We start from the raw sequence: 12349 nt of genomic DNA, 5'->3' as shown, positions 1-12349 counted from the left end.
TAGGGTGGGCAGCGATGGACGACGACCAGCCGCTGGCCGACGACGTCCCCTTCGCCGACCTGTGGGCCTTCGCCGCGGAGTCCGGGGACGACGCCGGCCGCCTGGCGCTGCTGCGCGGCGCCGACCTCGCCGTCCCGGCCAGCGCGGACGGCTCCGCGCCGTGGCCGGTGGTGCACCACGAGGGCCACGACTGGGTGACCGTGTGGACCTCGCCCGCGGCGATGGCGGCCGCGATGGGGGCGGCCGGGCCGGACGGGCCCTGGCAGGTCGCCTCGTTCGTCGAGCTGGTGCTGCACTGGCCCGACGTCCGGTGGGGCCTGGCCGTCGACCTCGGCACCCCCTACCCGCTGCTGCTGGAACCGGGCACCGTCTCCCGGCTGCTGGCCCCCGACCTGGACGCCGAGCAGGCCGCCGCCCCGGACCAGGTGGTGTGGGTGCAGCAGCTGGTCCCCCTCGCCGGCCTCGACCCGCTGCTGCGCGAACCCGGCACCCGGGTCTCCGGGCACCTGCAGCGCACCGCCGACCTCGAGCACGTGGGTGCGCCGACGGTCCTGCTGCGCGCGCTCGGCCGGTCCGACGAGGAGCTCGCGCTGGTCACCGACGAGGGCTCGGTGCACCTGCTGCGGTGGCCGGCGCTGGGTGCCGCGCTGTACCGAGTGCCCCGGGCGACGATGGGCCTGGGACCGGGCCGCACCACCCCGGTGCGCGAGTACCGCGTCGACCAGGTCGCGCTGCCGCACGGGGCCGCGCTGGTCGAGCTGGACCGGCACGGCGCGGAGACCCAGCGGGCCCGCTACGACGCCCTGCACGGTCGGTGGCGGCTGGTCGTGCCGGCACCGGCCCGGGGGTCGGCGTGAGCTGGCGGGCGCGGGTCGACGGCGAGGAGCACCGCGCGGCCCCCGAGCTGCGCGCCGACGGGTGGTGGGTGTGGCTGCTCTCGGCGCACGAGCGCCCGGGCTTCGTCCCGGGGCCGGCCGACGACGAGTGGGTGCGGGAGCTGCCCCTGGCCGGCTGCGAGGTGCTGGTGCACCTGCGCCGGGTCGGCAGCTGGCGGGGCGTGGACTGCGCGGTGGTCGGCGAGCGCGCCGGCGAGCTGCTGCTGCAGGCCCTCGGCGACGACGACCGCCGGGCCCGCGAGCTGGGGTTCACCGTCGTCGACCGCGGGGTGCTCCACCGCTGGGTCCCCGCCGACGAGGTGCGCGGCGTGCGTGAGGAGCAGACCCCCGTGCAGGTGTGAGCGGGCTCAGCCGCGGCCGGTCGAGGCCCCGACCAGCCACTGCTCGACACCGGTCGCGGTGTGCCGGACCTGCACCACCCCGGCCCGCGACGCCAGCAGCAGGGTGTCGTCGCCGGTCGACCGCAGCGCCGACTCGTCCAGGTTCAGCACGCGGCCGAGCTGCCGCGCCTCGGTCCGGGACAGCGGCCGCGAGACGACGACGTCGGCCGAGGCCAGCGCCGCGCGGCCCCACTCCTGCGTGCCGTCCACGCAGGTCAGCACCGCCGACCAGCGCCCGGCCCGGCGGGTGTCGCCGGTCGCCGCGGCGTCGCCGTCGAGCACCAGCAACCGCGGTCGGCCCGGGGTGCCGGGTGGCTCGTCGCCGGCGGGTGCCAGCCGACCCCGGTCGTGCGGGACGACGGCGACCTGCCCGTCGCCCCCGGCCAACCCGACCAGCGCCGTCCAGGCCGAGGGCCGGTCGGACTCGACCGTGACGGCGGCCCCCAGGGCCATCGCCCGCAGCACCAGCCGTTGCACCAGGCCGAGCCCACCGAGGCAGACCGCCGCGGTCGGCTCGGGCCGGAAGAGGGTGACCACCACCGGGGCGCCGGCGCCGTCGACCCCGACGACCAGACCGCCGCCGCCGACCAGGGTCTGCACGGCGGCGGCCGCGGTCGCCCCGGTGCGCAGCACCTCCAGGGCCGGGACCGGCACGGCGCCGGGCTCGCCGCTCACCGCAGGAACCCGCCCAGCGGCAGGGTGGCGGCCACCCCGGACCGCTGCTGACCGTCCAGCCGGCGCAGCACGCCGCGACCGACCGGTCCGGTGAGCCCGGCCGGCAGGTCGGTGCCGCCGGGCAGCGCCGCGCGCAGCGTGACCTGGACGTCGACGACGCCGTCGTCGCCCCGGCGGGCGGCCACGGCCAGCATGGTGGTCACCCCGGACGCCCGGGCGCGCCCGCGCAGCTCGGCCAGCGCGGCGGGGAGGTCGTCCGCGTGGTCGGCGGGGAGGTCCAGGGCGGCGGTCACGCACCGGTGGGTCCCGGCCGACCAGCTCGCCCACCGCTCGCGCGTCGCCGCGCCGGGGGGCGCCGGCGCGTCGCCGAGCAGCCCGAGCAGCCCGGTCACGGCGTCCTCGGGGGCCAGCGGGACCGCCCGCACGCCGGCCTTGCGCAACCGGCGGACCACCCGACGCGCGGCGTTGGTCAGGTCGGTGCGGAGGTCCGCGGTCTCGTCGTCGGAACCTCGGAGCACCTGCAGGGCCACCCAGCACCGGGTCGCGGCCGGGACGGCACCACCGGTCAGCTCGCGGTAGGACAGCGCCGCCGGCCCCTCGCCGAGCCCGGCGGGGTGGGTCTGCTCCAGGACCTGCAGGGTGAACCGGGTGCCGCCCTCGTCGGCCGCCGGCAGCAGCGACGTGATGGGGGGCAGCGCGGTCGACCGGGTGAGGTAGGGCCGGTCGGCCGTGGCGGTGACCTCGACGGCGACCGACAGCCCGCCCTCGTGCACCCACAGCGCGGCGGGCACGCCGTCCAGGTCGAGCTGGTCCAGCCACCCGCCGTGCACGACGGCGTCGAGCAGCGCGTCGGCGGTCCCGGGGAGCGTCGCGTCGGCCGGCAGCTCCCGGCGGCGGCGCGCGACGCCGTGCCGGAGCCGGAGCCCGGCCCACTGGTAGGCCCACCTCCCGGACCACCGCGCCAGGGCGAGACCCAGCACGAGGACCACGGCCACCGCCACGGGCAGCAGCACCGGCCACGGCTGGCGGTGGGCGACGAGCCCGGCGACGAGCGCCACCTCGACCGCGACCACCTGCCCCGGACGCAGGCCGCCCGGTCGCGTCCGGCGCCGCGGCCGGGGGTCACCGGGGGTGGGGCGGCGACGGGCAGCACCGGCGGCGGCGAGCGGAGCGCCGTCCTCGCGCTCGGCGGCGGCCCTGGCCCGGGCCTGCGCGGCGGCTGCCGCGCGGACGGCGGCGTCGGGGGCAGCGGTGGCCAGCCCACCCACGGTCGCCCGGGCGGAGGTGGCCCCGCGACCGGCGAGGTCCTGCCCGGCGGCCGCGGTGCCGGCCCACCCGGCGTCGGCGGCGGGTGCGGGCGCACCGGGTGCGGCGTGCGCGGGTGCAGCGGCGGGCACGGCCAGGGGGCGCTCGGCGTAGGCGGCCGAGGCCGGCGGCGGGGGCAGCGGGGCGGGGCGGGCGGCCGCGGCGCGCGGGCCGGTCGGCGGGTGCTCGGGCGGGGTCACCCCTGCCGGCCCAGGGCCGGACCCGAGGGCCCGACCTGCCGCTCCGCGGGCCGCTGGACGACGCCCGTGCCGGCGTCCTCGACGTCGAAGAGCTCGGCGTCGCCCACCGTCTCGGGCGCGCGCGTCTCCTGCTCCTCCTCGCGGCGCCGGGTGCGCGTCGGCGGGCGGGGGGCGCCCTGGCCCGGTCCGCCCGACCGGGGTGCGGCCGTGCGGGACCCCGGCTCGGGGAGACCGCGGCCCTCCAGCCCGCGGCGCAGCGCGGACCGGGTGGACGACGGCGTCTCGGGGCTGCCCGCCGCCCCGGCGGTGCGACGACCGGACAACCCGCGGGTGGACGGCGGGGTGCCGGGCCCACGGCCGCCGGCGCGGCCGCCGGCCCCCGGCGGGGTCGTCGGCGCCGACGGGCCCCGGGAGCCCTGCAGGCTCTCCGGCACGCCCGGCGATCGGGTGCTGCGCCCCTCGGGCCCCGCGGCCGGCCGGGCAGGGGTGCCCCCGGGCCCGGAGGGGCGACCGGCCAGCCCCTCGGCGCCGGGCGCGCGGGGCGGGGCGAACGGGGAGGACGGACGGCCCGGCGCGCCGGCCCGGCCGCCGGGCGCACCCGGTGGCTGCGCGGCACGCCCAGGAGGCGTCCCGGCCTCGCCGGGGCTGCCTGGTGCACCGGTGCGGCGCCCACCCAGGGTCGGCGGGGACGACGGCCGGGCACCCGAGGCGGAGGTCGGGCCACCGCGGCCGGGGAGCTGGGGAGCGCCGCCGCTGCCCGCGCCCGCCGACGGCGGTGCGGCCGGCCCGGCACCGCGTCCGGCGAGCTGGGCGGGCGAGCCCGGCGCCGCGGTGGGTGCGCCGGGCAGGCCGCCACCGGCACCGCGGGTGGAGGGAGGGACGGCCGGTGCGCCCGGGCGGGCACCACCCACGGACCCGGCGGCACCCGGGGGCACCGCGGGCGGAGGTGCGAACGCGGAGACGGGTGCGCCCGGCGGGGCCGAGGGGCCGGTGCCGGGTGGTGCCAGCGGTGCGGGCGGCGCGGGGGCGACGCTGGCGACGGCTGCCGGCGGCACGGCGGGCGCCGTCGGTGCGGCCGTGGGTGCGGCCGTCGTCGGGGTGGCGGTCGGCGGGGTGGCCGGCGGCGGGGCGGTGGTGGGCGGTGCCGTCGGGCCGGCGGTGGGGGCGGGCGCGGGGGCCGGTCCGCGGCCGGGTGCGGGGGCCGGTGCGGGGCCGCCGCCGGGCGTGGGCGGGGGCTCGAGGCCGGCGAGGGCGGCGATCTGCTCGGGCGTCACCGTCGGGGCGTCGACGGGGCCCTGGAAGACCGTGCCGTAGGGCCGCAGCCCGCCCGAGGCGTGGGAGTAGGCGGTGGCCAGCGGTTCGATGACCTCGCGGCGGATCTTCTCGGCGTGCTCCTGGGCCTTCTCGGTGACCCGGTTGGTACCGGTGAAGAACTCCCCGAAGTCCTTCGCGTCGAGGCCGGCGTTGTCCTCGCGCTCGGCCGCGGCCACGGCGTTGCTGTAGTCGTTGAACATCCGCTGCATGTCGTTCATGGCCGTGGTGACCACCGCGGCCAGGTCGGTCAGCTCGGCACTGGCGCCGTCGGCCAGCCGGGCCCAGCTGTCCAGGCTCTGCGCGGACTCGGTGATGCGCCCCTGGAACACCTCCGCGGCCTCGGAGGTCCACCCCTCGGCCAGGGTGGTGCCCTTCTGCCGCAGCAGTGCGGCCTGGCCCCGCAGCACCCCGGCCGTGGACGACCAGCCGTCGGCCGCCGCGGTCAACGACCCCGGGTTCTCCATCATGACGAACTGGTACATGCTCGTCACGTCGAGGGTGTTGAAGTTGCGCTCGGTGCCGGCCTCGACGTCGTCGACGTCGTAGTACGCAGCGCCGCCCCCACCGCCGCCGTCCAGGACCACGGTCAGGACCCCGTGGCGGAGCCGGTGGACATCAGCCGCCCACGCTCGGCGAGGAGTACGGCGTGTAGGTCGTCCCCGTGGACGACGTGTAGTCGTTGTACGCCGCCGGCGGCCGATCGGTCTCGCGGTGGACCTCGCCGTCCTGCCCGACGGTCACCGTCGCGTGGTACCCGTCGTCCCGCTCCTGGGCGGCCCACTCCTGGGCCTCCTCGTACTCGGCGGCGGTGCTGGTGTTCTCCTCGCCGGCGCCGCTGGACTGCTGGTAGCTGTCGGGCGCGACGTACCCGTAGACCGGGTTGCCGTAGTCGTCGTAGCCGGTGACCTGGCGGGTGGCGCTGGCCTGCCGGACCTCCTCCTGGTGGTTCTCGATCGTGGAGCGGACCAGGGCCATGCGCTGGGCGGTGGTGAGGCCGGCCGGCCCCGCGCCGGTGGCCGGCTGGTTCTGCGCGTTGGCGGCGGCCGCGGCGCGCGCGGCGTCGGCCTGGGGGCCGGTGAGGGTGACCCCGCTGGCGGTCACGTAGGGCGTGCCCGCGGGGGTGAGGTCCTCGCCGGTGCGGCGGGCCAGGATGGCCAGGCGGCGCTGTTCGGCCGCGGCCGCGGCCTGCTGCGCGGCCTGCTCGCTCAGGATGGTCTCGGTGCCCGGGGCGGGGTTCAGCGCTGAGTTGACGCTGTTCATCTGCGCCTGCTGGCTGGTGTCGCCGTGCTGGTAGTTCCAGGCGACCAGGGTGGCCACGTTGCGCAGCGCCTGGGCGTTGTTGCCGGTGTCGACGAGGAACATCGTCAGCGACTGGGCCAGCTGGGCGTAGTGCGCCTGGGCGGACCCGGCACCGGTGACCCCGCTGAGGCCCACCGAGGCCGCCGAGATCGGACCGATGTGGGCCGATGCGTCGCTCAGCACCTCGAGGCCCTCGGTGCCCATCGCCGTGGCGAACTCGCGGACGGAGTCCAGGGTGACGTCGGTGCCTTCGGCCACGTGCCCTCCTCGCGTCGGCCGCGCCGGGCGGCGGCGTCGGTCAGCCATGCTAACGGGACGGCGCGGTCCCGCCACCCGGCGCCGGGCCCCCGGGGATCAGGCGGTCGGCTCGGCCCAGGCCAGCTGGACCAGCTGCGTGCCCCCGCGCCGGGTGACCAGCCAGCCGCGGCCCGGCGGCTGGGGGCCGGGCCGCACGGCACCCACGAGGGCGCCCTCCTCGCGGCTGCCCGACAGCACGATGCCGGGGCTGGCCAGCTCGCGCAGCCGCTGCAGCACAGGCTCGAAGAGGGCGCGCCCGGCGCCGCCGCTGCGGCGCGTGAGGACCAGGTGCAGGCCGACGTCGCGCCCCTGCGCGAGGAACTCCAGCAACGGCGCCAACGGGTTGGGGGCGCCGCCGGCCACCAGGTCGTAGTCGTCGACCAGCAGGTACAGCTCGGGGCCGGTCCACCAGCTCCGGTTGCGCAGCTGCTCGGTGGTCACGTCGGGGCCGGGCAGCCGGCTGCGCATGACCCCGGTGATCTCCTCGATCATCGTGGTGGCCGTGGGGCCGGACGTGCCGTAGGCCAGCAGGTGCTCGGGGCTGATCGCGCCCAGCAGGCTGCGCCGGTAGTCCAGCGCGACGATCCGGGCCTCCTGCGGGGTGCACTGCTCGCCGATCCGGCGCGCGAACGACCGCAGGAACGCGCTCTTGCCCGACTCGGCGTCGCCGAAGACCACCAGGTGCGGGTCACCGGAGAGGTCCAGGTGCACGGTGGACAGGTCGTCCTCGGAGATGCCGACGGCGAACCCGCGGTTCGGGTCGGCCAGCAGCTCCTCGTGCAGGACGTGGTCGGGCAGCAGCCGGACCGCGGGGGCGGCAGCACCGGTCCAGGCCTCGGCGACCCGCTCGACCAGGTCGGCCTGGCCGGCGGCGAGGTCGTCGGCGGTCTGCTCGCCGTCGATGCGGGGCAGCGCGGTGAGGATGTGCGCCTTGCCCGGCTCGAGGCCCCGGCCGGGGGTGCCGGTGGGCACGTTGGTCGCCGTGCGGCGGTCGATCATCGAGTCGGAGGTGTCGCCCAGGCGGAGCTCCAGGCGGGTGCCGAACAGGTCGCGGACGGCGGGCCGCAGGTCCAGCCACCGCGACGCGGCGGCCACCACGTGCAGGCCGTAGGAGGGCCCCCGCGTGGCCAGGTCGGTGACCAGCGGCTCGAGGTCCTCGAACTCGCCGCGGATGGTGGACCACCCGTCGACCACGAGCAGGACGTCGCCGAACGGGTCGTCGGGCACCCGACCGGCCCGCAGCGACCGCCGGTAGGCCGTGATGCTCTCGGTGCCCAGCCGGGCGAACCGGGCCTCGCGGGTGGCCAGCAGGCCGCGCAGCTCGGCGATGGTGCGCCGGACGACGGCGACGTCGTTGCGACCGGCGACCGCGCCCACGTGCGGGAGCCCGCGCAGCGCGCCGAGCCCGCCGCCGCCGAAGTCGAAGCAGTAGAACTGCACCTCGCGCGGGGTGTGGGTGAGCGCCAGCGAGGTGACCATCGACCGCAGCAGCGTGCTCTTGCCGCTCTGCGGGCCGCCGACGACCACGGCGTGGCCACCGCTGGTGGTCAGGTCGACCACCAGCGGGTCGCGGCGCTGCTCGGCGGGGCGGTCGACCACGCCGACGTGCGCCCGCAGGGTGCCCGTCAGGTCGGGGTTGTCGACGGTCAGACCGCGGACCGGGTCGGACACCAGCGGCGGCAGCAGCTGGTCGAGGGTGGGCGGCTCCTGCAGCGGCGGCAGCCACACCTGGTGCGCCGGGGTGCCCTGGCCCTCGAGCCGGTCGACCAGGACGTCGAGCAGGCTCTCGCCCAGGGTGTCGACCTCGGTGGGGTCGGGGACGTCGGCGGCGCCGGCGGTGTCGTCCTCGCCGGGCACCGGCAGGGCCGGCGCGACGTAGGAGGACTCGTAGGCCAGCACCGCCGGGCCGGACGACGGCCCGAGGTCGGGGGCCGCCGACGCCCGGCGGTAGGTGCCCGACACGTAGGCGGCGCGGAAGCGCTCGAGCGGGTCGGTGCCGAACTTGACGTAGCCGAACCCGGGCGCGCGGGGCAGCTCGAAGGCGTCGGGTGCCGACAGCACCACGCGGCTCTCCATCGCCGAGTTGGTGCGCAGGGCGATGCGGTAGGACAGGTGGGTGTCCAGGCCGCGCAGCCGACCCTCCTCCAGGCGCTGCGAGGCCAGCAGCAGGTGCACGCCCAGCGACCGGCCCACCCGGCCGATCTGCACGAACATGTCGATGAAGTCGGGCTTGGCGCTGAGCAGCTCGCTGAACTCGTCGCAGACGATGAGCAGGCTGGGCAGGGGAGCCAGCGGGACGCCCGAGAGCCGGGCCCGCTCGTAGTCGCGCAGCGAGGCGTAGTTGCCGGCCGAGCGGAGCAGCTCCTGCCGCCGGACCAGCTCGCCGTTGATGGCGTCGGTCATGCGGTCGACCAGCGGGAGCTCGTCGGCCAGGTTGGTGATGACCGCCGAGGTGTGCGGCAGCCGGTCCAGCCGGGTGAACGTGGCCCCGCCCTTGAAGTCGCTGAGCACGAAGTTCAGCGTCTCGGAGTCGTGCGTGCAGGCCAGAGCGAGGACGAGGGTGCGCAGCAGCTCCGACTTGCCCGACCCGGTGGCGCCGACGAGCAGCCCGTGCGGCCCGACGCCGTCCTGGGCGCTCTCCTTGAGGTCCAGCTCCAGCGGGGCGCCGTCGGCACCCACGCCGATCGGCACCCGCAGCTGGTCGCGGTTGGGCCGCGGGGCCCAGCCGCTGGAGACGTCGAAGGCGAAGGGGTCGCCGATGCCCAGCAGGTCGGCCAGGTCGGTGGTGGCGGTCATCGCCTTCTCGCCGACGGCGCCCGCGGACAGCCGCAGCGGGGCGAGCTGGCGGGCCAGCGACTCGGCGGCGGCGGGGGAGAGGCCGTCGGCCCGGCCGAGCTCGACCTCGCCGTCGGTGGTGCGGCTGGTCAGCCGGCCGTCGGCGGTGACCTCCAGCACCAGCGTGCCGCGGTCCAGCAGCCGGGACGGCGGGGTGGACAGGTCCAGCACCGTGACGCCCTCGACCCCGCCCTCGCTGGCCAGGTGGTCCGAGCCGGCGGTCTCGCCGCCGTCCAGCACGACCAGCACGTGGGGGCCGCCGACGGTCGTGACCGGTCCGCTCGGGTTGAACCGCGGACGAGCGGCGACCAGGTCGTCCAGCTGGGCCTCCAGCGCCGGCAGCGTGGGGGCGATGAGCCGCACCCGGCCCAGGGCGTCGGAGCGCTCGGGGTGCTGGGCGTGCGGCAGCCACTTCGCGTACTCCCAGGCGTCGCGGCGGTCGGTGCCGGAGCACACGGCGACCAGGACGTCGTCCGGGCTGTGGTGGGTGGTGAGCTGGGCGACCACCGCCCGGGCCAGCGCGCGCTGCTGCTCCACCGGCCCCAGCACGTGCACCCGGCCGAACCCGTTGAGGGCCATGGAGACCGGCAGGTCGGGCACGGCCGACCAGGTGAGCACGAACCGGCGCAGCGCCCCGGCCGACAGCGGCTCGAGCTCGTCCAGCGGCCCGGTCTGCGGCGGCACCACCGGGGTGGCCAGCGCCTGCGGGCCCAGCCCGATGCGCACCACGCCGAAGTCGGCGTGGTCGGCGCGCCGCTCCCACAGCCGGTGGCTGGCGGCGGTGGTCCACAGCTGGTCGGGGTCGGGGTGCCGGTAGAGCATCGCCCGCCGCTGCTGGTCGGCCGCGCGCTGGGCCGAGCGCCGCTGCAGGGACAGGTGGCGCAGGTAGGACCGCCGCCGTCCGGCCATCTCCTTCTTGCCCGGCCCGCCGCCGTTGAGGAAGCCCATCGCGACCATGCCGAGGGCGGAGACGCCGAACAGGCCACCGGCGACGTAGCCGAGCGGGCCGCCGCGGCCGCTGGTGAACAGCAGCGCCATCGCGCCGGCGCCGGCCAGCATGGGCAGCACCATCAGCATCTGCGACCACTTGCGGCCGGCCTCGGCGGGCAGCTCGGGCGGCGGGTCGAGCACGATCTCGCCGGCCGGCAGCTCGGGGGCGTCCCGCCGCGGACGGCGACGGACGACGACGGTGCTCAGGTCTCGGCCCTCCTCGCCCGGCTGCCCCGGCGGTGGGGAGGCCCGGCCGTATCGTATGGGCCGCCCGGACCACGTCACCCGCCCCGAGCCCAGGAGACCCGTTGAGCCACCGCCGCCGTACCGGAGCACTGCTCGCCGTCGCCTCGTCGGCCCTCCTGCTGGCCGGGTGCGGCGGTTCCGACGACGCGGACGGGGCCCCGGCCTCGCCGCCCGCCGCGTCCTCCTCGGCCGTGGGCTCGTCGGGCTCGTCGGGCACGGCCACCGCCGACTACGACACGATCGCCGTCCCCGACGAGTTCGGCGGCGGCACGATCCCGGTGCCCCCGGGGCTCACCCCGGGCGAGCCCACCGTCCAGGACGGGAAGTGGAAGGTCGAGATCGACGGCATCGACAAGGAGCAGGGCATCGACTTCTACCGCGAGGCGCTCCCGGCCCTGGGCTACACCACCGACGTCGAGAACGAGCTGCTGTACACGGCCTCCGACGGCACCCGAACGGTCACCGCGACCCTGTCGGCCGGCCCCGACGGGGTCGACGTCTTCGTCGAACCCGCGTCGTGACCCGGTCGGTCGGCCAGGGGCTGGCGCGGGTCACCGTCGCCGCCCCCACGCGGCGGGTCGACGTCGCGCTGCCCGACGGCGTGGCCGTCGCCGAGCTGCTGCCGATGCTGCTCCGGCACGCCGGCGACGAGCTCGCCGACCTGGGCCAGGAGCAGGGCGGCTGGGTGCTGCGCCGGCCCGACGGCTCGTCGGTCGAGCCCGACCGCTCGCTGGCGGCCCAGGAGGTCCGCGACGGCGACGTGCTGCACCTGGTGCCCAGCCGCGAGCAGTGGCCCGAGCTGGACTACGACGACGTCGTCGACGCCATCGCCCGCAGCGCCCGCGACCGCAGCCGCAGCTGGGGCAGCGCCGCCACCCGGCGGGCCGGCATCGCGACCGGTGTCGTCGGGCTCGTGCTGGCCGCCCTGGTCACGGCCGGCACCGGGCCGGAGGACTGGGGCCGGGCCGGCGGGGTGCTGCTGGGCCTGGCCGTGGTGGCCCTGGTGGCGGCCGTGCTGCTCGCCCGGGCGGTGGGCGACGCCGGCGCGGCCGTCCCGTTCGGCACGGTCGCCCAGCTGACCGCGGCCGGCGGGGCCCTGGTGGTGGGCCTCGGCGCGCAGCCGCTGGCCACGCTGGGGCCCTGGCAGTGGCTGGCCGGCGCGCTGGCGCTGGTGGCGGTGTCGCTGGTCGTGCTGGCCGCGGTCTCGGTGTCCGCCGAGGGGCCGGTCGCGGGTGCGGCGCTGGGTCTGCTGGGCGCCGTCGCCGCGGCCGCCGCGCTCACCGACGCGGTCGACGCCCTGTCCGCCGCGGCGCTGGTGGCCGCGCTGACCGTCGTGCTGGTGCCGGCCCTGCCGATCCTCTCGGTCCGGCTCGGCAAGGTGCCCATGCCGCTGCTGCCGTCCACCACCGAGGACCTCCTGGCCGACGGGCCGCAGGTGCCGCGCTCGCGGGTGGCGGCCCGGGTGCGGAGGGCCGACGAGCTGCTGACCGGGCTGCTCGCCGGGTTCGCCGTCGCCGCCCTGGCCGCGGGGGTCGTGCTGGTGGCCGACGGCGGGCGCGCGGGCCTGGTCCTCGTCGCCCTGGTCGCCGTCGGCGGGTTGCTGCGGTCCCGGCTGTTCCCGGCGTCGCGGCACCGCCTCCCGCTCGTGGCCACCGGCCTGGGCGGGGTCGTGCTGCTGGTGCTGGCGGCGCTCGCCCTCGACGCGGCGCAGCAGCTGCGCTACCTGGTGCCGGCGCTCGTCGTCCTCGCCCTGGCCGCCCTGGTCGCCCTGCTCCGGTTCCAGGACCGAGCCCCCAGCCCGTACCTGGGCCGGGTCGCCGACGTGCTCGACGTGCTGGTCGTGCTGGCCGTGGTGCCCGTGGCCTGCCTGGTCGCCGGGCTGTACGGCTACGTCCGCGGTCTCTACGGCTGA

9 protein-coding genes are annotated in these 12349 nt (G+C 78.0%); 4 read left to right on the top strand and 5 right to left on the bottom strand.

Annotated elements, in window-relative coordinates:
* Positions 1 to 14 precede the first annotated feature (14 nt).
* Positions 15 to 857: an SseB family protein gene (locus BLS67_RS20655; protein ID WP_091249316.1), complete on the top strand. Its 843-nt coding sequence runs from the start codon at positions 15 to 17 to the stop codon at positions 855 to 857.
* Positions 854 to 1237 carry a hypothetical protein gene (locus BLS67_RS20650; RefSeq protein ID WP_131801807.1) on the top strand — a complete coding sequence of 128 codons (384 nt, stop codon included), beginning with the start codon at positions 854 to 856 and terminating at the stop codon, positions 1235 to 1237. Before BLS67_RS20655 ends, BLS67_RS20650 begins: the two co-directional genes overlap by 4 nt.
* A 6-nt stretch (positions 1238 to 1243) precedes the next feature.
* Here BLS67_RS20650 and BLS67_RS20645 read toward each other — a convergent pair whose 3' ends face one another.
* The 5 genes from BLS67_RS20645 to eccCa form a co-directional block, all read right to left on the bottom strand.
* A complete protein-coding gene (locus BLS67_RS20645) occupies positions 1244 to 1951 on the bottom strand; it encodes a hypothetical protein (RefSeq protein WP_091249310.1) in 708 nt (235 codons plus the stop codon).
* The gene (locus BLS67_RS20640; protein ID WP_109504774.1) at positions 1948 to 3456 is read right to left on the bottom strand and encodes a type VII secretion protein EccE; all 1509 of its coding nucleotides are present in this window, start codon (positions 3454 to 3456) and stop codon (positions 1948 to 1950) included. Before BLS67_RS20640 ends, BLS67_RS20645 begins: the two co-directional genes overlap by 4 nt.
* Positions 3453 to 5354, bottom strand: a complete 1902-nt coding sequence (locus BLS67_RS24835; RefSeq protein WP_109504773.1) for a hypothetical protein — start codon at positions 5352 to 5354, stop codon at positions 3453 to 3455. The genes BLS67_RS20640 and BLS67_RS24835 overlap by 4 nt, the downstream gene beginning before the upstream one ends.
* Before the next feature lie 31 nt (positions 5355 to 5385).
* The gene (locus BLS67_RS20635) at positions 5386 to 6327 is read right to left on the bottom strand and encodes a hypothetical protein (RefSeq protein ID WP_091249307.1); all 942 of its coding nucleotides are present in this window, start codon (positions 6325 to 6327) and stop codon (positions 5386 to 5388) included.
* A 96-nt stretch (positions 6328 to 6423) separates the two neighbouring features.
* Positions 6424 to 10476 carry a type VII secretion protein EccCa gene (gene eccCa / locus BLS67_RS20630; protein WP_242654238.1) on the bottom strand — a complete coding sequence of 1351 codons (4053 nt, stop codon included), beginning with the start codon at positions 10474 to 10476 and terminating at the stop codon, positions 6424 to 6426.
* A gap of 23 nt (positions 10477 to 10499) precedes the next feature.
* Here eccCa and BLS67_RS24225 point away from each other — a divergent pair, with 23 nt between their 5' ends.
* Positions 10500 to 10958: a hypothetical protein gene (locus tag BLS67_RS24225; RefSeq protein ID WP_207500770.1), complete on the top strand. Its 459-nt coding sequence runs from the start codon at positions 10500 to 10502 to the stop codon at positions 10956 to 10958.
* The gene (gene eccD, locus BLS67_RS20625; protein ID WP_207500768.1) at positions 10955 to 12349 is read left to right on the top strand and encodes a type VII secretion integral membrane protein EccD; all 1395 of its coding nucleotides are present in this window, start codon (positions 10955 to 10957) and stop codon (positions 12347 to 12349) included. The genes BLS67_RS24225 and eccD overlap by 4 nt, the downstream gene beginning before the upstream one ends.

This window comes from Klenkia soli (assembly GCF_900103975.1).
GTDB lineage: Bacteria > Actinomycetota > Actinomycetes > Mycobacteriales > Geodermatophilaceae > Klenkia > Klenkia soli.
This window is presented reverse-complemented; position numbering and strand designations above follow the sequence as displayed.

Coding starts and splice junctions, on each gene's coding strand:
- BLS67_RS20655 (WP_091249316.1), top strand. CDS start 15: ATGGACGACGACCAGCCGCTGGCCGACGACGTCCCCTTCGCCGACCTG.